We start from the raw sequence: 21,074 nt of genomic DNA, 5'->3' as shown, positions 1-21,074 counted from the left end.
GCCGGCCGCGCTCGCATCGGCGGCTTTACGCCGCGCGCTGCTGCGTGCGCGCCATGCGCCAGTGACGCCAGAGGATGGCGAAGAAGCGGCGGTCGTCCACGAGGTAGCGGCGCCACAGGCGCGCGGGGTCCTGTTTGATGCGCCAGCACCATTCGAGGCCGCAGCGCTGCATCCACACGGGGGCGCGCTGCTGCAGGCCGACGGCGAACTCGACGGCCGCCCCCGCGCACAGCATGAGGCCGCCCGGCAGCTTGCTGGCGTGATGCAGGGCCCAGCGTTCCTGCTTGGGCATGCCGAGGCACACGAACACGATATCGGGCGCGGCCGCGCGCACGCGCTCGGCCACCGCATCGCCCTCGGGGCCGGTCGGAACGAACGTCATGGAAGGCGCGATCACCTCGACGTCGAGGCCAGGATAGTGCTGCGCGAAGCCATTCAGGAGCGTGGCTTCGTGGCCCGGACGACCGCCCACCACCACGACTTTCCAGCCGCCCGCGCGGGCGCGCTCGCACAGCGCGGGCAACAGGTCCGAGCCGGTCACGCGTTCCGGCAGCGGCGCGCCGAACAGGCGGCTCGCCCAGACAACGGGCATGCCGTCCGCGAACAGGAAGTCGGCGGTGCGGTAAAGGCGTTGAAGGTCGGGCTGCGTGTCGAGACGCACCACGTGATCGACGTTCGGCGTGACCGCCACCCGCGCCCGGCCGTCGCGCTGCACGGCGGCGGCACAAAGCACGTCGAGCGCGGTGTCGAACGACACGGCGGCGATATTGAGTCCGAACAAGGGAATGCTCGGCTTGAAGACACCCCGTGCGGCTGCCTGCGGCGCCGCCGTTATGTAAGGCGTGCTCATCCTGTTTTTGTGACCCCGACGTGCGCACACGACGTGAGCCACGCACGGCGCCCGTTGAACCGGCGTCGTGCCACCCCGTCATGCGTCGAACGTTATGTTTTTTTCTGGTCTCCTGGCTTTTGCCAAGGCGCTTTGGACTTCAGACAGAATCTTACTGCTGTGTCGGTGCGGCGGGTAACACAACAGTGTTTTTTTAGAGACAAAAATCGGCATGCGTCTGAAATTTCTCTGCTTGCGCCGGCGGTTGCATGCGTGCGATCGGCTACTATCGCCGCGGCCCGTTTTTCCTTTACCGTTCATGACAGACGATGATCACCGACGCCCGTGAGATTCCCGCCGGCACGACGCTGCGCGCGGACCTGTGCATTGTGGGCGCCGGTGCCGCCGGCATTGCGCTCGCGCTCGCGCTGGAGGAGAGCGGGCTCGACGTGATCGTGCTGGAGAGCGGCGGCGATGCGCCCGAGCCCGCCACCCAGCAGCTGTACGCGGGCACGGTGGCGAATGCGGCGCTTCATCCGCCGCCGGACAACTACCGTGTGCGCCGCTTCGGCGGCTCGACCACGCTGTGGGGCGGCCGCTGCATGCCGCTCGACGCGCTCGACTTCGAGGCGCGCGACTACGTCGCGCACAGCGGCTGGCCGATCGCCTTCGCCGATGTGCTGCGCCACTACCCGCAAGCCAACGCGCTGTGCGAAGCGGGCGAATTCGCCTATACGGCCGAAGGCGCGTTCGCCGCGCCGCTGCGCCCGATGATCGGCGGCTATGCCAGCGACGTGTTTTCGACGCACACGCTCGAGCGCTTCAGCTGCCCGACCGATTTCGGTCAGCGTTACCGGGCGCGCCTCGCGAAAGGCCGCGTGCGCGTGCTCCAGCATGCGAACCTGTGCCGCCTGCCGATGCTGGCGGGTTCGACGCGGCGTGTCGGCGCGGCCCAGGTGCGCGTACTGAACACGACGGGCGCGACGGACGCGACGGGCGGCGCAACGTTCGAGGTGGCCGCGCGCGCCTACGTGCTCGCGGCCGGCGGGCTAGAAGTGCCACGCCTGTTGCTCAACAGCCCTGGGCCGAGCGGCCGGGGACTCGGCAACGCCCATGATGCGGTGGGCCGCTATTACATGAGCCATCTCGCGGGCACGATCGGCACGCTCGATCTCGCGGCGGCGCAGTCGGTGTGGCACGACTACGAGGTGACGGAAGAGGGTATCTATTGCCGCCGCCGCCTCGCGCTGCGCCCGGAGCAGCAAGCCGCGCTGCGCGCGGGCAACTTCATTGCGCGCCTGCATCATCCGCGCATTCCGGACGCCGGGCACGGCAACGGCATCCTCTCCGCGCTGTATCTCGCGCGCGGCATCGTGCCCTACGAATACGCAAAGCGCCTCTACGACGGCACGCCAGAAGGCTATGCGGGCTCCACGCTCGCGCACCTGAATAACGTCGTTGCCGACGCGCCGAACACGGCGCGTTTCCTGTGGCACTGGCTGCGGCGGCGCACGCTGGCCGCGCGCAAGTTCCCCTCGGTGATCGTGCGGCCCGCGAATCTGTGCTTCTCGCTCGACTTCCACGCGGAGCAGGAGCCCAATCCGGCGAGCCGCGTCACGCTCGGCGACGAAACCGATACGCTCGGCCTGCGCCGCATTCATGTGGACTGGCGCTACACGCAACAGGACGTCGCGACCGTGAGCCGTGCGCTCGCCGCGCTCGCGCACGAGGTCGAGCGCGCGGGCGTCGGCCGCTTCAGCTACGACCCCGCGCAGGTCGAAGCCGAAATGACGCGCTACGGCGCCTATGGCGGCCATCACATCGGCACGGCGCGCATGGGGCGAGACGTGCGCACGAGCGTGGTCGATGCCGACTGCCGGCTGCACGAAGCGGACAACGTCTATGTGACGGGCGCCGCGGTGTTCCCGACTTCGGGCCAGGCGAATCCGACCTTGACCATCGTCGCGCTCGCACTGCGGCTCGCCGAACACCTCAAGGGCGCCGCCGATATCGGCGCGCTGTCCGTTCCCACTGCAAACCATTCCGAACCCGCGTGATGAAAGCCCGTATTCTCGTTCTCGGTGCGACCGGCTTTGTCGGCCGCCATCTGGTGAAAGCGCTAAACAGTACCGAATGGGCCGAGCCGGTTGCCGCCTCGCGCAGGCAAGGGAGCGGCTTGCGCCGTGTCGATGCGGCGGACCCCGCGTCGCTCGCCGCCGCGCTGGCCGACGTGGACGGCGTGGTCAACTGCGTGGCAGGTGCGCCGGCGACGATCGTCGCAAATGCGCGCGCGCTGGCTGCCGCGCTGGAGGCACGCGGTGCGCCGCTGCCCGTGGTCCACTTCAGTTCGATGGCGGTGTACGGCGCCGCCGAAGGCCGCATCGACGAAGCAGCCGTGCTCGACGCCGCGAGCCCCTATGGCCATGCCAAGGTCGAGTCGGAACGACTGCTCGCTTCGCTGCCTGCGCTCACGATATTGCGCCCGGGCTGCATTTATGGAGGCGGCAGTCCGCAATGGTCGGCACGCATTGCGCAGCTGCTGCGCGCGCGGCGCCTGGGCGACCTCGGCGCCGCTGGCGACGGTTGCAGCAATCTCGTGCACATCGACGACGTCGTGCAGGCGGCGCTGGCTGCGCTGCGCACGCCGGCTTCGGGCGCACAGGCCTACAACCTGGCGATGGCCCAGGCGCCGCGCTGGAACGAGTACTTCGTCGCGTACGCACGTATTTTGGGGGCGACGCCGGTGGAGCGGATCGGTGCGCGGCGTCTCGCGCTCGAAACGAAGGTGTGGGCGCCTGCGCTGAAGATTGCCGAGATCGCCGGGCGGAAACTTGGGGGCGTGAAGGTGCCGGCGCCGCTGCCGCCTTCGCTCGCGCGGCTGTGGCAACAGGACATCCGGCTCGATGCGCGGCGCGCGGAAAAAGCTTTTGATATGGCGTGGACGCCGTGGCGCGTCGCGCTGCAGGCCGAAGCGTTCGTGGCGGCGGCGTCGCGCACCGACTGAACCGGTTGGGTTAGCCCGGGTGTCGGTTCGTCGACATTTCGGGCTGCGGCGCGCCCGTTATTGTTCGGATTCCTATTAATAGAAATCGCGAAACACTTGGCGGCGAACATTGACCGGTTCAGGTGCGCTGCGAAGGGAGACCGTACGCTCGTGTTGCCATGACTTAGTGGTTCCGGATCGCGGTGCGACGGCTATTCAGCGGCGGCATAAAAAGGCGCGCGTTGCGATCGGCAAATCGGCGAATTGAGGCCATAAAAAAGGCCTGTTCGCGACGCAGACGCACGCGCGCGCCCCATAGAATTTGATCGTAGATGCACTCACGCAGCGTCAGGCGACCGATACCCGTCGGATCGCTTTCCCACATCGGATTTCCGGTTAATTCAGCATGACACGGCTTGCACGGCACTACGTCCCAGAACAACCGCAGCACGTTATCTTGCAGGGGCTCACGGGGCCCGCATTCCTCGACGAAGGAGACTACCTCTACTTCCTCGCCTGCCTGGCGGACGCCGCGCGCGTCGCCGATCTGGCCATCCACGCGTGGGTGCTCATGCCCGACGCGGTGCAGTTCCTTGTCACGCCTTCATACGAATCGAGCGTGGCCATGGCGATGCAGGCGGTTTGCCGCCGCTATGTCGAGACGTTCAACCGCCGCCACGGACGCCGCGGTGCGATGTGGCGTGGCGAGTACCGGGCAACAATCGTTGAACCCGACCGCTATTTCCTGCTCGCGAGCCAGGTCATCGATCATGCGCCGGTGCGCAACCGCCTCGTGGCCGAGCCGGGCAACTACCCGTGGTCGAGCTACACGCACCACGTCGGGCTGCGTGTCGACAGGTTCATCAAGGATCATCCGCTCTACCGGGCGCTCGGCAATACGCCGTTCGAGCGCCACCAGTCTTACCGCGATCTGGGCGCGCAGCCTGCAGACGAATGCGAAGTCAACAACCTGATGCAGGCGACGCTCGAGGGCTGGGTGCTCGGCAGCGCCGCCTATTGCGAGTGGGCGGCGCAGACGGCCAACCGGAGGCTGATGCCGCTGCTGCTGAGCGACCGGCCGCCCAAGGTTCGCACGCCTAGCGCCTTCGCATGATGAGGCACGACGGGCTCGAAATCACGAGCGCGCGCCTCCTTGCTGGAGGCGCATAATAAGCGCTCGGCGAGTCATCCAGCTATTGTTCACGCGCAGGTGGGAAGTGTGACCCTCCCGTTCTTCACGATCGGCCATTCCGACCGCACCCTCGATGAATTTATCGGGCTATTGAGGGGTGCGGACATCGGCATGCTCGTCGACGTGAGAAAAATGCCCAGGTCGAGAACCAACCCGCAATTCAACGAGGAAACCCTGCCTGCTGCGCTTGCGGCATGCGATATCTCGTATGAACACGAAACCGTACTCGGTGGGCTGCGCGGAAAATCGCGAACCGTATCCGGAGACGTCAATGGCTTCTGGATCAACAGCAGCTTTCATCATTACGCCGACTATGCGCTTTCCGAAGCGTTTCACGCGGGCATCGATCATCTGGTCGAACAGGGGCACGACAGGCGTTGTGCCGTGATGTGCTCGGAAGCCGTGTGGTGGCGGTGTCACCGACGCATCATCGCCGACTATCTGATCGCGCGAGGCGAAACAGTCATACACATCATGAGTGCGCAACGACACGAACCCGCGCGGCTGACGGCGGGTGCGGTCGTTCGACCTGATGGGTCGATCGTCTATCCACCGGTGGACCAGGCGAAAACCTGAATTGCCATCCGGGCGATGTCTACGGCACGCCCGCCTGCCAGGCCCGGAGCGCCAGCATCAACGGCCGCGCCCATCGAACTGACGGCTAGCCGCCCAGCGCGATGATCGCCACCGTCAGCACGATCCCAAGCAGCGTCATGGCGAAGCCCGCTTTCATCGCGCCCGCGCCGGTGTAGCGTCCTAGCGCAAAACCGGCAGTGAAGAGCATCGCGAGCGTGAGTACGCGTGAGAGGACGAGCGCGACTGTGTGATCCCTCACGAGGATAAAGGGCAGCGCGACGGGGAACGTCGATATGACGACGAGCAGAAAAACGCCCAGTGCCCCAAGAAAGTCATCGCGCTTAAAATGCGCGCGAGGTGGCAGCGTAGGCGCCGCAGCGAGGCGCGCGCGAATCAACTCGAGTTCTTCATCGTCGACGAGCGGCTCCAGCGCCTTCGGCAACGCGGCGCGCAACGCCCGCACCGCAGCGGCGCGTTCCGGTTCGCGCTTCACGGTCAAGGCGAGTGTCAGGCGCTGTCCGCGATCCGCGAGTGTGCGGACAAGATACATCACGGCGTCGGCGAGGCCCCAGGCGAGATTGCATCCGAGCGCGGCCAGGAACAGTTTGCGGCCGGCGTCCTCGCCCGCTGTGACGGCCTTGACCGCGCCGACGAACGTCAACGCCATGAACAGGCCAAAGCACAGTTCGGTCACGCGCTCGACCGTATTGAGTATGGGCTCGCGCTTTTCGGCCGCGCTCTGCTGTGTCGGGGTAGTGGTATTCATATGGCCTCTTGCACGAGGAGATGAGCGCTCATGGCGTTCTCTGTCCGGGATCGATGTTGGAAGAAGATACACGATCGCGCGACACGGCATGCTGCGCCTGCCACCATGCGGCTAGCGCCTGTTCGAGATTGAGAAACATGCGCTCATGTCCGAGCACGCTGCCGAGCGGCGCTTTCTCGACAACGGCAAACACCTCGGGATTGAGGCCCACGACCCAGACTTCGATCCCACTCTCACGACATTTCCTCTCCGCCTCGGTCAGCATCTTCAATGCTGTGTACTCCACATCGAATACCGCCCGCATATCGAGCGCCATAACCCTGGGGCGCGTCTGGGCGAGGAGCGGCATGATCTTGTGCACGATGTTGGAAGCGTTGAGAAAGAAAATTCGCCCCTCGGGACGCAGGAGCAGCAGTCCGGGAAAGTCCTCGTCGTCGGGATGCTCGTCCGAAATCGGCCGGAATACGTTCGTGCCGCGTTTGCGCCGCAGCACGTACACAGGCGGATCGGAGACCTGATGGGCGAGCGCCACGAGCGAAACGACGATGGCGATCAAAATGCCCTTTAGCGTTCCGAGCAGCACGACGCCCACCAGCGCCACGACCGCCCAGACAAACTCGGTACGACGGATAGCGAGGATCGCGCGAAAGTCCGCCGGGTTGAGCAGGCCGATCGAATAGACGATCACCACGGCAGCGAGCGTGGCATGCGGCATGAGACCGATGACGGGCGCGAGCAGCACCATGGTGCCGAGCGTCACGGCCGCGGTGGCGAGTTCGGCCAGTTGGGAATGCGCACCGGCCAGCCGGTTGACGGCCGTCTGGGTCGTCCCGCCGCCCGCGGGCATCGAGCCGAACAGCGCGCCCACCGCGTTGCCCAGACCCGTCGCCAGCAGTTCGCGGTTCGGCAGCGGAACGGGTTCCCCGCTGAGCGCGAATGCGCGCCCTGAAGCAATCGTTTCGGTAAAACTCATCAAGGCGATGCCCACCGCCGCTGGCCAGAGCGCGTCGATCAGCGACAGATCCGGCATCACGAACGAAGGCAGTCCGGTCGGGATCTGGCCGACGATCTCCACGCCGTACCGCTGCACGCCTGCGAAGGCGACACACGCTATCCCGAGCGCCACCGCAATGAGCGGGGCCGGGGACTTCGGATACCAGTGTTCGAGCGCGACCAGCACAGCGATCGTCAGTGCGCCCATTGCAACCGTCGCCATAGACGCATGGGGAAGCCCGGCAGCGAGCGCATACACGTTATGAAAGAACGTTCCTTTCACGACATGAATGCCAATCAGTTTTGGCAATTGATCGAGCACGATGACGACGGCGATGCCGGCCTTGAAACCCGTCAGCACGGGCTCGGAAATGAAGTTCGCGACAAACCCCAGCCTGAGCAAGGCAGCGAGAACGAGGAAGAGGCCGACGAGCAGCGTAAGCGTGGCGGTCGCGACGGCCAGCTGGGCGGCATTGCCGCCCGGTGCAACCTCAGCGAGCGCGGCCGCGCTCAGGATGGCCAGCGTCGCGCTGGTGCTGACGCTCAACGGCCTCGACGTGCCGAAGAGCGCGTAGATCACCATCGGCACAAACGCCGTGTAGAGTCCGGCCTCGACGGGCAGTCCGGCAACGGTCGCGTAAGCCATCGCTTTGGGCAACACGACAGCCGCCGCCGTGACGCCCGCGATGATGTCGGGCTTGATCCACGATGTCTGGTAGCCGCGTACCCACTCGAGAACGGGGAGACGAAAGCCGGATTTGCGGTGCGACGCGGACTGATCGCGCATGATGCTGTGGCCTCCAGGAACGGGAACACTACCGACGCACGCCTACGTCGAATGTCTCACCGCTGCCTTCCTGTGGGCTACTGCATTCAACACGCTGAAGCGGAAACTAGACGAATCCCATGTCGTGGATCAATCGTCAATCGGACTTTGGTCCTACTGCTGCCAGGGTGACGCGATCCATCACCGTGACGACCGCGTTCACCTGCTCGATGCCCGTGCTCTGTGTTCGCCGCGAGCAGTCGCGCCGCGCGAGCGCGCCGTAGCGCGGGTTCACGCGGGCAGCGGCACCGGACGTGCCGGCGCGGCTGTACAAGTGCCTTCGCCACGGCGATGACGGCGAGCGTGATCGCTTCCGTTTCCGTGTCCTGGCCAATCTCGCGCACGAATTCGCGGTCGATCTTGAGGCGATCGACTCGAAAGCGCTTGAGATACCCGAGGCTCGAATAACCCGTGCCGAAATCGTCGATGGCGACGCGCACGCCCATCTCCCGCAGACCGGCCAACGTGCGCGCGGCGAGAGATGCCGCGAATCAGCCCGGCGACCGGGATGAACGCCGCCGGCGACACGCTGCCGAGTTCTGCATCGGTCCATCGCACAAGCGCCTCGGCGCCGATCATCGTGCCCGACGCACGCGACGCCCGGGTGACCGACCGGTCGAGGTGCGCGTCTTCGTCCATGCGGATCTCGCCGATCTTCTGCATCGTCTGGAAAAAGCGCGCGTCGAGTTCGCCCAGCGACGGCGTATCCATCGTCACGCTGCCCGGCTTGAGCATGGAGTACGTCGCGAGCCGGTTGCTCAGGGCGCCCAGATGGCGAATCATGTCCTTCAACTCGTCGAGCAGGGTGATGCAGCGCTCGCGGCCTTCGCAGGTCCGCACGCTGCTGCGCGAGCGCATACCGCTGCTCATGAGATTGCCGCAGGGCGATGACGGTATTCAGGGCGATGGCCGACAGGATCGCAATCAGTGCCAGCGGCGCGACCAGCCGTGTTTTCGCATGCTCCATGCGTGCAGCACGCGCCATAGCCCGATGGGCGCCGGCCTCGCGGCCGGATTCCGTGCGCCATTCCCCATCTTGCTGTCCCCACGCTGCATACTCGTCACCCTGCGCCCACAATCAATGCAATTGACATATCGACAAAGATCCGCGCAACTTGAGGGCAGGCAATCGCTATTTCGCCAGGGCGAATTGGGGGCGCGCGAAGAGCGGCCAGACTGTTCAGGCGCTCAATTGTGCGCAGTCACGTTAAAATCCCGACGCTCAATAAAAATGAAACGTTGAAACAGGTGTAATGCGTATGCGAAGTGGTCTGGATATGCGTCGGGAGGTCCGTACGCCGCTGTTGTTCGCCCCTGTGCTTCTGAACAAGGACGGTAGGGCGCTCGCACAGGTCGCTGACCTTAGCTCGCGCGGGGCGCTCCTGCACGCGCGCAACGGACTGCTCTTCCGGGGAGAGACGGTCTCGGGGTGGCTGCAGTCGGCGCCGATCGACGACGAAGACGACATCGTCCTGGCCGTCGCGCTCGATGTTCGCTGGATCTCCGAGGATCAGGAAAGAGGATGGAGCCGCGTGGGTTGCGAGATGCACCCGCTGGATCAGCGCTCGATGGCCCGTCTGCAGGACCTCATCGCGAAGGCCGCGCCCTAGCCGTTCAACAAGTCACGCCCAGACGCTAAAGTTTGTGTGCCGGCCGCCGAAAATCCCAGCATGGCGCACGAACAACCCAAACCACCGCAAGACGATCCGATCTGGGCAGAAGCACGGGCGCTGGAAGCCAGCATCCGCGCGATCAGACGGGCACAGGGAAAGCGGAATCCCGAAGACTGTGTGCCGGGCAGCCCGGAGTCTCTCGCGATCATGGAAGCGTTCGTGCGCGATGTCGGGCGCGTGCTCGCGCTCGATATGCTCGAGCGCGAAAAGGGCAATGACATCGATCTGAACGGGGCGAGTTCGGCTGGTTAGACGATTAGCGCAATAAACGATAAACGTTATCATCAGGATTCCAGATTGACATCGTGAATGGATTAATCGGCCGAAAGAGATCGCTGCATTCACAACGTCATGGAATAGCCGCGCTGCCCTGATACAACCTGTTACATTGAGTCAAACGCACGTCCCTCAAGCCTCCCGCGCTCCTGTGGAAGACAACCGAAAGTAATCTTTCACGGCATTTTCTCATTCCGCGACTTATCTCCTCTAGGGCGCTTTCGCGCCCAATTCATAATTCATATCAAGAGGTGAAGAATGAACGCGTTCGGAAAATGGTTTGGAGTCAGGGCAATCGTCAGTGCGAGCGTGCTGGCGTTTGCGAGCATGACCGCGACAGCGCAGGATCAGGATGGCGATCACAACCAGCGATACACGCACGTTTTGCTGATCAGTGTGGACGGGATGCACGAGGCCGACCTGGAAAACTACATCAAGACACACCCGCAATCCACCTTCGCGAAGCTCGTCAAACACGGTGTCGAGTACACCCACGCATCGACATCCAGGCCTTCCGACTCGTATCCCGGCCTCCTCGCATTCGCAACCGGCGGCAGCCCGCTGAGCCACGGCGTCTTCTATGACGACACCTACGACGCGACCCTGTACCCGCCAGGCAGCAATTGCACGCGCACGCCCGGCACGGAGGTGACCAACTTCGAAGCGCTCGACTGGGATCTCACCCAGCTCGACGGCGGATCGCCGCCCGCGGGAGCCGCGTTCGACCCGCGCAATCCGCACATCAATCCCGCGAAGCTCCCGCTGCGCAAGACGGCCGGCGGCGCCTGCGTGCAGGTCTGGCCGCATCTGTATCTCAAGAACGGCACGAACACGATCTTCGAGATCATTCATCAGGCCGGCATGCGCACCGCCTGGTCGGACAAGCACCCGGCGTACGAGATCGTGAACGGGCCTTCGGGGCTGGGTCTCGACGAACTCTACGCGCCCGAGATCAACTCGACCTCCCTGCAAGCCAATGGCTTTCCGGGTGCGCCCGCGACCGACGACTGGACCGCCGACCCGATCTATACCCGGGCTTATGACGGCTTCAAGGTCAAGGTCGTATTGAACTGGATTCATGGGCTCGATCAGACCGGGACGAAGCAGGTGGGCGTACCCGCGATCTTCGGCATGAACTTTCAGGCGGTGAGCGTCGGACAGAAGGTCACGTCCGCGATGGAAGGCACGACCACGACGCGTGGCGGCTATCTCGATGCAGCCGGGACGCCGACACTGCCGCTCGAGCAGTCGCTCGACTTCGTCGATGCCTCGCTGGGCCAGATGTACGATGCGCTCAAAGCGGGCCATCTCCTGCATTCGACGCTGTTCATCGTCGGCGGCAAACACGGCCAGTCGCCGATCGACTTCAAGAAGCTTCACATGCTGAGCGGTTCGAAGAACGCGTATGCCACCGCCGATGTGAGCGATGTCGCCACCGTGCTCGGCAATGGCGGCGTGCCGGTTGCCCAGGAAACGGCCGACGACGTGTCGCTCATCTGGCTCAAGAACCACGGCGATACGGCCAAGGCGGTCTCGATCCTTGGCGCTGACGAGGCGAGCGGCAATTCCACTCACATCCAGACGCTCTACCACGACGCAGCGCTGAAGGCGATCTGGGGCGATCCTGCCCAGGGCCGTGTCCCCGATCTCATCATTCAGCCGATACCCGGGACGATCTACAGCAAGAGCGCGGCGAAGCTGGCCGAACACGGCGGACTCTACACGGACGATACGAACACGCTGCTGGTGGTCTCCAATCCGAAGCTGCAGAAGAATGTCGTCAATACGCCGGTGACCAACATGCAGGTGGCGCCGACCATCCTGAAGATGCTCGGTCTCGACCCGCACAAGCTGGTAGCCGTTCAGCGTGAAGGCACCCAGGTCCTTCCGGGCCTCCAGACCACGGGGGACGACGACTCGGGCGATCGTTCGGAGCAGTAGCAGTGAGTGCGCCGACGGTCCCTTTTTGCTGAGGGCCGTCGGCGTGTCCGGTGTGCGTCTTTGCTGCGATCAGAACGGCAGCATTCCCGCCGCGCCCTCGTTTCCGCTGTCCGCTCCGGACTGCCTGGCGGGCTGGAACTGGAAGGCACTGAACAGGTCGCCGATCGCCGGCGCGTTCGTCGGCACGTATGGGCTCGCGGGAAGCTGGACGGGATTGGGAAGATTGTCGCGACTGCGCGCCGTGATCGGTCCCAGCGACCAGTTGTGTTCGATGAATTTCACGAGTGACACGTGATCCGAATAGTCGTGAACGACATGGCCGCCGCGCGAGTATGGCGATACGACGATAAGGGGAATGCGCGGCCCGTCCCCGAAGAAGTCCACGGGTTGAATGTAGCCGGAGTCGTAGTAGCCGCCGCCCTCGTCGGTCGTGATAAAGATCGCAGTGGATGCCCACAACGCGGGGTTCGCCTGAACAGAATCGATGATCTTGTGCACGAACCCTTCGTAGAGACCGAACTTCGAAGAAGACGGATGCCCATCGAGCAGTCCGCCGGGTTTCACAAACGATACCGCGGGTAGTGTGCCATTTGCGATGTCGGAATACAGGTTCGGTGTGTCCTGAAGATGCGCGGCCACCAGCGCCGGATTAGTCATGATCGCCGTTTCATAAAGAAACGGATTGCAGATATTGCAGTAGACACTTGTTGAAGGATTGGTCACGAATGTCTTCCAGCCTTCGCCGTAGTATTTCCACGAAATATTGTTCTCGAGGAGCGTATCGGCGATCGTGCGCACCGGCGAAGGTGGGATGGTGAACGTACTCGTGTTGACGGTGCCGTCACCGTTGTAGCCGGGGTTGTAATTATTGAGCAGATAGTACGTGCTGGGCGCGCAGTTGGCATTGGGGTGATAAGGCAGGCTGTCGAGATAATTTCGTATCGCGCCTACGCCCGGCTGCTTCGGATCCGAGCAATTGCTATAGGTCCCGCCCGAGTAGCCGTCCTGCGCATACCAGTTGTTGGTGCCTGGCTGCGGCCGCGGGTTTTCGATCTCGTTCTGGGGAGGCTTTGCCGGATTGCCTTTGCCGTCCGTGTAATAGAGCGCGTCGGCCGTTCCGATCATGATGCTGTTCGCGCCCGTGCCGCCCATCACCGGCTGGTGATAGTTGTCGCTGATCGTGTAGTGAAGTGCGAGATCCGTGAAATAGGGCATATCGCCGCTCTTCACGTTATAGAACCCGAGCGCGGTCGCGCCCTCGTTGGTCGACTGGTCGGTGAAGTTCGCCGCTTGCGCTTTGCCATTCGATCCGGCACCTATCGACACTTCGACCCACGCGAATAGATCCATTTTGCAACCGCTCGGATTGTCGAGCGTCGCGTGCGCGATATTGCAGTCCGACTGCTGCCAGTTCTGGTAGAACCGATGGACCGGACTGTTCATGTACTGGTCGTAGTTCGGACCCACACGCGAGATCTGATAGGGACCGCTCTGCAGGTTGTACAGGTTCGATCCAAAGCGCGCGTCAGGCACGTCGTTGGGGAGGCCCGTTGCGCCCGTCGTCAAATGAACGACATCACTCGATTCGAGGGCATAGCCTTCGGCTGCCTGCGCAGCCGCCAGTGTGGCGAATGGCGGCGGATTCGCATCGCTCGCAGCGGTCGGCGCCGAGCCCGTGTTCGGCGCCGGCAGCGTCGGGTAAGGTTGTTTCGACGTCGGGCTGGCGTCGAACCGCGAGGGATTCGTGGCCTTGGCCATGTATTGCTCGGCGAGCTTGAAGTTGGGTCCGGGTCCCCCGTCTGCCCTGATGATGCCTCTCGACAGCAGGTTCCATACGGTCTGGCCCGCGCGCGGCTGATAGGCGCCGAACACGTGATCGAACGTTCGATTTTCGCCCACAATGATGATGACATGCTTGATCGGCGTTGCCGTGACCGAAGATGGATCCGCTGTGGACTGGCTATCGGCAGCAGAGCAGTAGAGTGCCGCAGCCGCTAGCGAAACTGCCGCAAGCAAGGCGGGAACGGCGGGCCATTGGTGTCTGGATCTCGATGTCTGGCGCATGTGTCTCTCCATTGAAGCATTGCACTTCTTTGCATGACGGTGGGGCAGCGATTGCGTCACTTCAAATCATTACGGCGTGTTACAGGCTGGAAAGCTAGACCTTCCACATGACGTTCAGGAGGCGGCAGTAAGTCGGTTCTATGCAGGTCACGTGACCGCGCCTACGATTTACCTTCACGGATCTTTCGATTGGTGCAGGACTTTGGTTGTGCAAGAGGGCGGGAGTCCTGACGAGGCCAGTGCGCGATGTGGGGATGCGGGGAAATAAGGGACGGTCTCCGCGATCGAGGGTCTTGTTTGTGTGTTCTGTCGCTCGACGAGATGCGGAAAATTCGGGTATTTAATTAGGCTAGCTAAACAATAAGCGTGCGCCCACCACCGCAACGTTCACGACGGCACGGGCCTAAAGCCGTCGGGACTCCAGTCCTCGCTGCCCACGCCGTGATGGACGTAAAAGAACCCTTCCGGATCGTAGCGATCCTTGATCGTTTTTAGCCGCGCGTAGTTGACGCCCCAAAACGCTTCGCGCCAATCGTTGCGAAAAAAATCGGTCTCCGAAATATAGGAGCCGCTTGCTGGCGATAGCGCCTTGAGAATGGTCGCGGCCTTGGTTATGTTCGCGGCGTTGCGATGTGCCTGTGCCATGTCAGGCGGGGCGATGGGCAGGCCCGGAAAGGGCGGCGGGCCGCCTGTGGCGACGATCACCAGGCCGAAGGCGTCGACAACTTTGGGGTTGGTGGCACACTGGCGCGCCTGCTCGTTCACCTCCGGCGGTGCGCCCGCGAGTCCCTTGTTGAAATGCAGTTCGACGGCCTGAAACTGGGCCGCCGCCACGAAGGCGTCAACGAGCCGGCCGCGTTGCGCCGGTTCGAGAAGGGCCGAGGGCAGCCATTGCGACTCGTAGGCGTGCAGGAAGGCGGAGGCCTGCTCGCCATCGCCTCGCCACCAGCCATGGTTGTGCGCGGCGCCCGTGCGTGGGTCGGCCACGAGTCCCGGGTTGGCTTCGACGTCCCACCAGCGACGCGCAGGGCCGGCGCCGACGCGAGGTCCCTCGGTGAGGGTGAAATCGCCCGGCGAGGCCCGCACCCAATTGATGAAGGACGCCCAGACCGATTTGACCTGATGGTCGTCGAGGCCATGGCACACCATCGCCACCTCGATCTCGTCGCTGTGAAAGATGAAGCGCTCGCCCCATGCAGGGTTGAACAGATGTTCTGCATAGTGATCGACCAGTCGCGCAGCGAGCCGCCGATAAGCCTCCGGCGATGAAGTCTTGACCTTGAACCTGGCCCAGCCGAAGCTTGCGGGCAGGTCATGGGTCTGTAGCGTGAGCCTCGTCACCACACCGAAACTGCCGCCGCCGCCCCCTTTGAGCGCCCAGAAAAGATCGGGCTCCCGGCATGCGTTGACCGTGCGGACAATGCCGTCGGCGGTGACGATCTCCGCCTGGAGCAGACTCGCGGCCGCGAGTCCGTAGCGTTTCGAGTAGGAGCCGAAGCCGCCGCCCAGAACGAGGCCGGCAACGCCCACGGTCGTACAGCCGCCGCCCTGGACGTAGCGTCCGGCCTGCGTCGTGACGGCGGTATAGACGTCGATCCACATGCAGCCTGCCTCCACCGTCACGGCCGGCTGTGGCGGCGTCGAGCAGCCGGCCGGCACGAACGCGTCATGTAGTTCGATGCGGTTCATCCCACGCGTCCAGATCAGCAGGGAATCCGGCGCGTTCGAGCCGCCAAGGTAACTGTGGCCGCCGCCTTTCACCACGAGGCGCAAATTGTGTTGGCGCACGAAATTGACGCCCGCGACGACGTCCGCGGTCGAGCGGGCCGCCACTGCGTAGGCGCTTGCGTGCGCCGTCCATGCATCGAGCCAGCCGGAGATCTGGGTGGCACCAGGATCGTCGCCGAGCGCGAACGGATTGCGCGCTTCCTTGATTCTTGCCAGGCACGCTGGCGCGTGGGGCGCTTGTGCGCAGGTTTGCCAGATCGTGGTGGGTTGCAGCAAATTTCCGCCGACCGCCTGGCTCAACGCTTCCCATTCCGGCGCTTTCGGCCACGCGGGATCGCTGGGCCGGATGCGGCCCGCAGGAGCCGCAGCGGGCAGCGCGCCGGCGAAACTCGAGGTAGCGGTGAGGTACGGCAAAGCGACAACCCCCTTTAGCAGGCAGCGTCGTTTCATGACGGCTGTTCTCCTCGCGATGGGTGAACCGGAATGGGCAAGCTGGGTAAAACGATTAGCTATCCCAATTGTGATGCAATGCTGCCCGCGCGCGCGGGCGGGCGCGCACGCATCCGGGGGCCGCCTTCGCCTCGCCTGGCAGTGGTTGCGTGTCCGGGAAACGGTCCTCGGCTGACGACATCGGGTGCTTGCGCCTCCAGTGTCCGCGATTGCTTACGGCCCTGTCTCCACGGGGAGCGCAGAGGGGTCGGGGGTGCTTTTCATGATATCAGCAATGCTGCGCGCCTCAGGGGTACGCAGCATGTCGCGGGTCGAGGCGCTTTTTTTTGCGTCTCGCTGTCGTCCTGGATCGGTCCCGACGTGCCGTTATTGTTGGTCAGAGTTGAAGTCGGCGCCGTTGCAATCCCGACGATCTAGGCGTCCTGTTTCGCGTCGTTCGCCGCAGTGCGTCCCGGCACGCGCCCGAGCACCCATCGCCCAAGCAGCGCAAGTGGCAACACGCCCAGCAGCCGGTGCGCCGCCCACGCCGCGAGCGCGCCGTTCACGGCAATGGCCAGCGATGCCGCCGCCGCCGCCCCGACGCTGCCGCCAGGCGGCGCGAGCACGGCGAGGCCCACGAGCAGCATGGCGACCGAGTAGAGGTTGATTCGGTACAGCACGGCAGTGTGCGCCGTCATGCCCAGCAGTTCGGGCATGGCCGTAAAGCATGCCGCGGCGATCTGGCCGAGCGCGAGCACGCGCAGCGCGGCCGCGCCGCCGCCGAAGCCCGGCCCGAACAAGCGTAGCAGGTGTTCGGGAAAGAGCAGCATGCACAGCGCGGCGGGCAACGCGAGGCACAGCACGAGGCCCGCCGCCTGGGCCGCGCTTTTGTCGAGCCCGTGCCGGTCGTTGCGCGCGAAAAGGCCTGCGAACTTCGGCGCGGCCATGCCGGTCACGCCGCTGATCAGCAGATTGATGACGAGCGCGAGCCGCCACGCCAGCGCGAAAAGCCCGGTCTCGCGTGACGAGGCGACGATGCCGAGCACGATGGCGGGCGCCGAGGTGATCAGGAGCTTCGTGAATTCCAGCGTGAAGAGCGGCAAAGCCGCCTTGAGCAAGCGCGGCGGTTCGGCTGGCGCTTGTGCGCCGGCGGGCACGCCGGCAAGAAAACGCTTGAGCAGGAACGCGCCGGTCAGCGCGGTGAGCGTGAAGCTGGCGGCGATCAGCATGAGCGTGCTGGCGACGCTCATGCCGCGCGTCAATCCGAGCGGGAGGGCGACGGCGCAGAAGATCGCGGGCCAGAGCCAGGAATAGATCATCTGGCTGTAGCCCACGCGCTGGAGTCCGGCAAGCGCCCCCGCCATTGCCGCGCCGAGATTTTGCGGGAGGAACGAGAGCGCGCCGAGCGCGAGCGGCCAGGCGAGTTCGGGCTTCTTCAGCACGTCGTGCGCGAAGGCGAACGCGCCCGCGCCAAGCGCGATCGACATGGCCGTGGAGGCGAGCAGCACCAGCCACAGCGCGCGGCGGATGGCCGGCCGCACGGCGCGCGCCTCGCCCGCCGCGAGGTCCATCGCGATCTGCCGCGTCAGCGCCTGGTCGATGCCGAGACGACCGAAGCCCGCGAGCGCCACCATTGTGCTGAACACGATATAAAAGTCGCCCGTCTGCACCACGCCCAGCATGGCGGCGATCAGCAGATGGAAACCGTAGCGGCTCGGCAGGTCGAGCAGGCGCACGCCGAGGCTCACGAGCGAGCCCCGGATCATCGAGCCGCCGTTCTGGCGCGCGCGCATTTGCGCCGGGTGCTGGGTTTCAGTGGCTTCAGTCATGCTGCGCCTGGGCGCCGCGCAGTACGAACAGCGTCACGCTCTGCGCGGGCAGGCTCGCGCGCAGCGCGCTGTCGTGGTAGCGCGCGTCGGGCATGCGAAACAGCTGGTTGTTGGCGAGCCGCCAGGTTTCGGCCACGCCGCTGGCCGCGAAATGATCGAGCGTGATGGCGGCGTCGGCGGGGCGGTCCAGCTGCTTGTTGATGACCACGAGCGTCAGCGCGTGGTCGCGTTCGCGCAAGGCGGCGAACGCGGAAACGGTGTCCGGGTCGGGCACGCTCGCGGCAATGCTGGTCGCACCGAACGCCGCGCCGTTGCCGTCGTAGTTGCGGTAGAGCTTGAATGCCTTGTACACCGGCATCGAAGGATCGAGCGTGCCCCAGCGCGTGGCGATGTCCAGCCCCTCGCGGCCGAAAATGCCGAGCACGTCGGCCTGGGCCGTCGCGCCGTTCATCAGCGTGTCGCCGCCCCAGTTGTATTCCGTGATGCCGATGGGCGTGCCCGGGTAGTAGTACGAATCGACCCAGCGGCGCATCAGCGGAATCAGCGCCACGACGCTGTTGATCCACGTGGGGTCCTTGTAGTTCGGGTCCCACAGGTCGCGCGTGGAGCGGTTGCGCATGAGCGCGACGGCCTGCGAGTTCGTCACGCCCGCTTCGGCATATTCGCCGCCCTGCGGGTAGAAGTGCAGGCTGAACACATCGACCGGATGGCCGGCTGCTTTCCATTGCGTGAGGAGCCACGGCACGTACGGCATGCCCTGGGTTTCGCCTGTGCGGTCGGGCGCGTGATCGAGGCCGTGGTCCGCTGCGTACTGCTGGTCGAAGCCGCTGTAGAAATAGCCCTGCCAGCCCCATTCTTCCGGCGCGACGATCTGCGCGTGCGGGTCCGCCGCCTTCACGGCGCGCGAATAGGCGATCACCTTGCTGGCGATTTCGCTCGCATGCGCGCCCGTGGGATGCACGTCGCGGTGAATCAGCTGCCAAAGGCTCGGCTCGTTGTCGAGCGCGTAGTAACGCACGCCGCCGCCACTTGCGCCACCAAATTGCTTGACCAGATCCGCGACGCGCGCCTGCTCGTTTTGCGGGTCGTCGGGCGTCGAGGCGTCGTTCGCGTCGTTGCCGGCGATCGGCTTGTCGCCGGGCGCCAGGCCGTTGCCGGCGTCGGCGTGGCCATTCACGTCGTGATTCGGTTGCGGACCGTATTTGGCGATCGAGAAGCTCGCGAGCGTCTCGCGCGCCGGCCCGAGTTTCGCCACCCGGCCGAGCATCGGAATGGTCACGATGGGCGTGGCGCCCGCCGCCTGGGTGAGCGCAACGAAGCGCTCGCCGAACTGATCATTGATATCGGCGGGATTGACGGCGAGACTCTCGAAATACCAGTCCTTGCCCGCGTTGCGTGCGTCGATGCGCCAGTTATAGGCCGAGGCGCTGTTGCCGCCGGAGCGGTTGACCGGCGCGCGCAGGTCTTGCAGGACGGCCGTCGTGCCGAAGTTGATGCCGTAAATCAGCGGGCTGATGGGGTGCCGGCCGGCGCCGGCATCTACCGGGATGGCCACCGGCAAGGGCGTGCCCGAGGTCGCATCGGTGCAGGCTGCCGCGCCCGACATGAGCAGCGCGCCGACCAGCAGCGTATGCAGGTTGGGGCGCTTGATGCGCTTAAAGCGAGGCATGGTGAACCTGCAGATCGGCATGGTCGTCGTGTTTGCTGTCCAGCTCGCCCACGCGCCAGACGTACGCGAAGATTGCGAGAATGACCGCGGTCTCGCCTGGCGTGAGGGTAGGCGGGTAAAAGAATGAAATGAGCAGGACGTAGACGAGATAGTCGAACAGTGCGCCGAGAAAATCGTCATCGACCTTCTTGCGCAGGCGCCGGTAGAACACGATACCGCGCAGCTGGAAGAACAGGATGATGAGCGCACCGATCAGGCCGTACTCGAACACGATGCCGAGCCACGTAATGTCGGCGAGGAAGAAAAAGTGGTGAAAGTAGTCGATCAGGTTGTCCTTGCTGGTCGAGCTGATCGTGCCTACACCGAAGAGCCAGCGCATCGGTTCGCTGCCGAGGAACTTCGTGGCGAGCAGGATGGTGATGCGGCGCGTGTCGAAGCCCGTGCTCGCGTCGGTGCTGAAGGTCGTGGCGAGGTAGCCCGCTGAGAATGTGGCGGCGAGCGCGACGGGCGCGGCGAGCAGCAGCAGAACGCGCGTGCGCATGCGCGACCAGGCAAAGGTGTTGATGACGAGCACGCCCATGATGCCGATGACCATGGCGCGCGTCTTGACGATCAGCAGCGTGACCGCGAACGCAACGACCACGCCGAACAGATAGCCCGCATGCTTTTCGAAAAAGGCGCGCCGGTAGCAGAAGAACAGCAGGATGAGCGGGAAATACATCGACATGCGGATGCGATGGCCGCGGTTGTCGCTGCTGAAAAAGGGCGACTGGCCGATCACATACGACTCCTGGTACCAGTCGGAGGGCACCACGGCCCAGAGCACGATCAGCACGGCGAGAATGACGACGCCCAGCACCACGAAACTGCGCTCCAGCTCGCCGAGCGTGGGCTTGAGCGTGAGGAGCAGCGCGAGAAACGAGAAGAAGTACAGGACGGGCAGCAGTTTCACCTGTGCCGTGATGCTCGTGAAAAAGCCCTCGTGGAAGTAGAACACGGCAGCGAAGCTCGGCACCAGCAAGAGCCACGCGAAGCTGATGAGGATTTGCCGTGTCATGGGAAAACGCGGTTCGCCGCCCAGACGCAGCACGCCGGGCAGCGAAATGACCGGCAGCGCTTTCGAGAGCGCCCAGAGCGGCACGAGCGTGCTCAGGTAGTGGAAGGTCTGCCCAAAGAGCGGCAAGAGCGCGAGCAGCCACCACGTGACCCGCCACCTGGCGGGCTCGCTCGAAAAGACCGGGGCAAGCCCGGTGGTCGTGGTGGCGGTTTCCATCGCAGTTGATTCGTTTGCCCGGACGTT

Annotated in this window: 17 protein-coding genes and 1 pseudogene; 8 read left to right on the top strand and 10 right to left on the bottom strand. The window is 64.5% G+C overall.

Annotated features, from left to right (window positions below; all coding sequences use genetic code 11):
* Positions 1–25: 25 nt before the first annotated feature.
* Complete coding sequence (locus M3I56_RS26690) at positions 26–850, bottom strand: WecB/TagA/CpsF family glycosyltransferase (protein ID WP_254356491.1); 825 nt, start codon at positions 848–850, stop codon at positions 26–28.
* Between the two features lie 308 nt (positions 851–1,158).
* On the opposite strand from M3I56_RS26690, the gene M3I56_RS26685 reads away from it, so the two are divergent.
* Together M3I56_RS26685 and M3I56_RS26680 are read left to right on the top strand one after the other, a co-directional pair.
* On the top strand, positions 1,159–2,886 hold the full coding sequence (locus tag M3I56_RS26685) for an FAD-dependent oxidoreductase (protein WP_254356490.1): 1,728 nt from the start codon (positions 1,159–1,161) through the stop codon (positions 2,884–2,886).
* Positions 2,886–3,833, top strand: a complete 948-nt coding sequence (locus M3I56_RS26680; RefSeq protein WP_254356489.1) for an NAD(P)-dependent oxidoreductase — start codon at positions 2,886–2,888, stop codon at positions 3,831–3,833. The genes M3I56_RS26685 and M3I56_RS26680 overlap by 1 nt, the downstream gene beginning before the upstream one ends.
* Positions 3,834–3,996: 163 nt before the next feature.
* On the opposite strand, the gene M3I56_RS26675 is transcribed toward M3I56_RS26680, so the two are convergent.
* Complete coding sequence (locus M3I56_RS26675; RefSeq protein WP_254356488.1) at positions 3,997–4,197, bottom strand: hypothetical protein; 201 nt, start codon at positions 4,195–4,197, stop codon at positions 3,997–3,999.
* Between the two features lie 21 nt (positions 4,198–4,218).
* On the opposite strand from M3I56_RS26675, the gene M3I56_RS26670 reads away from it, so the two are divergent.
* Positions 4,219–4,926, top strand: coding sequence for a transposase (locus M3I56_RS26670; RefSeq protein WP_254356487.1), 708 nt, complete (start codon positions 4,219–4,221; stop codon positions 4,924–4,926).
* A 105-nt stretch (positions 4,927–5,031) separates the two neighbouring features.
* A complete protein-coding gene (locus tag M3I56_RS26665) occupies positions 5,032–5,580 on the top strand; it encodes a DUF488 family protein (protein WP_254356515.1) in 549 nt (182 codons plus the stop codon).
* Positions 5,581–5,665: 85 nt separating this feature from the next.
* Here M3I56_RS26665 and M3I56_RS26660 read toward each other — a convergent pair whose 3' ends face one another.
* From M3I56_RS26660 to M3I56_RS41715, 3 genes and pseudogenes are all read right to left on the bottom strand, one after another.
* On the bottom strand, positions 5,666–6,346 hold the full coding sequence (locus M3I56_RS26660) for a hypothetical protein (protein ID WP_254356486.1): 681 nt from the start codon (positions 6,344–6,346) through the stop codon (positions 5,666–5,668).
* 28 nt (positions 6,347–6,374) lie between these two features.
* Positions 6,375–8,126: a SulP family inorganic anion transporter gene (locus tag M3I56_RS26655; protein ID WP_254356485.1), complete on the bottom strand. Its 1,752-nt coding sequence runs from the start codon at positions 8,124–8,126 to the stop codon at positions 6,375–6,377.
* Between the two features lie 311 nt (positions 8,127–8,437).
* Positions 8,438–8,629: pseudogene (locus M3I56_RS41715) on the bottom strand (EAL domain-containing protein); the annotation flags it as partial.
* A gap of 44 nt (positions 8,630–8,673) precedes the next feature.
* On the opposite strand from M3I56_RS41715, the gene M3I56_RS41710 reads away from it, so the two are divergent.
* From M3I56_RS41710 to M3I56_RS26630, 4 genes are all read left to right on the top strand, one after another.
* A complete protein-coding gene (locus tag M3I56_RS41710) occupies positions 8,674–9,408 on the top strand; it encodes a hypothetical protein (protein ID WP_254356484.1) in 735 nt (244 codons plus the stop codon).
* Between the two features lie 16 nt (positions 9,409–9,424).
* Complete coding sequence (locus M3I56_RS26640) at positions 9,425–9,775, top strand: PilZ domain-containing protein (protein ID WP_254356483.1); 351 nt, start codon at positions 9,425–9,427, stop codon at positions 9,773–9,775.
* Positions 9,776–9,835: 60 nt separating this feature from the next.
* The gene (locus tag M3I56_RS26635) at positions 9,836–10,090 is read left to right on the top strand and encodes a hypothetical protein (RefSeq protein ID WP_254356482.1); all 255 of its coding nucleotides are present in this window, start codon (positions 9,836–9,838) and stop codon (positions 10,088–10,090) included.
* Between the two features lie 282 nt (positions 10,091–10,372).
* Complete coding sequence (locus tag M3I56_RS26630; protein WP_254356481.1) at positions 10,373–12,055, top strand: alkaline phosphatase family protein; 1,683 nt, start codon at positions 10,373–10,375, stop codon at positions 12,053–12,055.
* Positions 12,056–12,124: 69 nt separating this feature from the next.
* Here the strand turns inward: M3I56_RS26630 and M3I56_RS26625 are convergent, their stop codons facing one another.
* The 5 genes from M3I56_RS26625 to M3I56_RS26605 form a co-directional block, all read right to left on the bottom strand.
* Positions 12,125–14,119, bottom strand: coding sequence for an alkaline phosphatase family protein (locus M3I56_RS26625; RefSeq protein WP_254356480.1), 1,995 nt, complete (start codon positions 14,117–14,119; stop codon positions 12,125–12,127).
* Positions 14,120–14,506: 387 nt separating this feature from the next.
* The gene (locus tag M3I56_RS26620; RefSeq protein ID WP_254356479.1) at positions 14,507–16,297 is read right to left on the bottom strand and encodes an FAD-binding oxidoreductase; all 1,791 of its coding nucleotides are present in this window, start codon (positions 16,295–16,297) and stop codon (positions 14,507–14,509) included.
* A gap of 413 nt (positions 16,298–16,710) precedes the next feature.
* On the bottom strand, positions 16,711–18,105 hold the full coding sequence (locus M3I56_RS26615) for a lipopolysaccharide biosynthesis protein (RefSeq protein ID WP_254356478.1): 1,395 nt from the start codon (positions 18,103–18,105) through the stop codon (positions 16,711–16,713).
* Complete coding sequence (locus tag M3I56_RS26610; RefSeq protein ID WP_254356477.1) at positions 18,098–19,774, bottom strand: glycoside hydrolase family 44 protein; 1,677 nt, start codon at positions 19,772–19,774, stop codon at positions 18,098–18,100. The genes M3I56_RS26615 and M3I56_RS26610 overlap by 8 nt, the downstream gene beginning before the upstream one ends.
* The gene (locus tag M3I56_RS26605) at positions 19,761–21,047 is read right to left on the bottom strand and encodes a hypothetical protein (RefSeq protein WP_254356476.1); all 1,287 of its coding nucleotides are present in this window, start codon (positions 21,045–21,047) and stop codon (positions 19,761–19,763) included. Before M3I56_RS26605 ends, M3I56_RS26610 begins: the two co-directional genes overlap by 14 nt.
* Between the last annotated feature and the right edge of the window lie 27 nt (positions 21,048–21,074).

Source organism: Paraburkholderia sp. CNPSo 3281 (assembly GCF_024206515.1).
Lineage (GTDB): Bacteria > Pseudomonadota > Gammaproteobacteria > Burkholderiales > Burkholderiaceae > Paraburkholderia > Paraburkholderia nodosa.
Note: the sequence above shows the minus strand (reverse complement) of the source record. Positions and strands in the feature narration are given on the sequence as shown.

What these genes read in the sequence shown, in the direction of transcription:
- M3I56_RS26690 (WP_254356491.1), bottom strand. Translation starts at nt 850, where the DNA reads ATGAGCACGCCTTACATAACGGCGGCGCCGCAGGCAGCCGCACGGGGT.
- M3I56_RS26685 (WP_254356490.1), top strand. Translation starts at nt 1,159, where the DNA reads ATGATCACCGACGCCCGTGAGATTCCCGCCGGCACGACGCTGCGCGCG.
- M3I56_RS26680 (WP_254356489.1), top strand. Translation starts at nt 2,886, where the DNA reads ATGAAAGCCCGTATTCTCGTTCTCGGTGCGACCGGCTTTGTCGGCCGC.
- M3I56_RS26675 (WP_254356488.1), bottom strand. Translation starts at nt 4,197, where the DNA reads ATGTGGGAAAGCGATCCGACGGGTATCGGTCGCCTGACGCTGCGTGAG.
- M3I56_RS26670 (WP_254356487.1), top strand. Translation starts at nt 4,219, where the DNA reads ATGACACGGCTTGCACGGCACTACGTCCCAGAACAACCGCAGCACGTT.
- M3I56_RS26660 (WP_254356486.1), bottom strand. Translation starts at nt 6,346, where the DNA reads ATGAATACCACTACCCCGACACAGCAGAGCGCGGCCGAAAAGCGCGAG.
- M3I56_RS26655 (WP_254356485.1), bottom strand. Translation starts at nt 8,126, where the DNA reads ATGCGCGATCAGTCCGCGTCGCACCGCAAATCCGGCTTTCGTCTCCCC.
- M3I56_RS41710 (WP_254356484.1), top strand. Translation starts at nt 8,674, where the DNA reads ATGAACGCCGCCGGCGACACGCTGCCGAGTTCTGCATCGGTCCATCGC.
- M3I56_RS26640 (WP_254356483.1), top strand. Translation starts at nt 9,425, where the DNA reads ATGCGAAGTGGTCTGGATATGCGTCGGGAGGTCCGTACGCCGCTGTTG.
- M3I56_RS26635 (WP_254356482.1), top strand. Translation starts at nt 9,836, where the DNA reads ATGGCGCACGAACAACCCAAACCACCGCAAGACGATCCGATCTGGGCA.
- M3I56_RS26630 (WP_254356481.1), top strand. Translation starts at nt 10,373, where the DNA reads ATGAACGCGTTCGGAAAATGGTTTGGAGTCAGGGCAATCGTCAGTGCG.
- M3I56_RS26625 (WP_254356480.1), bottom strand. Translation starts at nt 14,119, where the DNA reads ATGCGCCAGACATCGAGATCCAGACACCAATGGCCCGCCGTTCCCGCC.
- M3I56_RS26620 (WP_254356479.1), bottom strand. Translation starts at nt 16,297, where the DNA reads ATGAAACGACGCTGCCTGCTAAAGGGGGTTGTCGCTTTGCCGTACCTC.
- M3I56_RS26615 (WP_254356478.1), bottom strand. Translation starts at nt 18,105, where the DNA reads ATGACTGAAGCCACTGAAACCCAGCACCCGGCGCAAATGCGCGCGCGC.
- M3I56_RS26610 (WP_254356477.1), bottom strand. Translation starts at nt 19,774, where the DNA reads ATGCCTCGCTTTAAGCGCATCAAGCGCCCCAACCTGCATACGCTGCTG.
- M3I56_RS26605 (WP_254356476.1), bottom strand. Translation starts at nt 21,047, where the DNA reads ATGGAAACCGCCACCACGACCACCGGGCTTGCCCCGGTCTTTTCGAGC.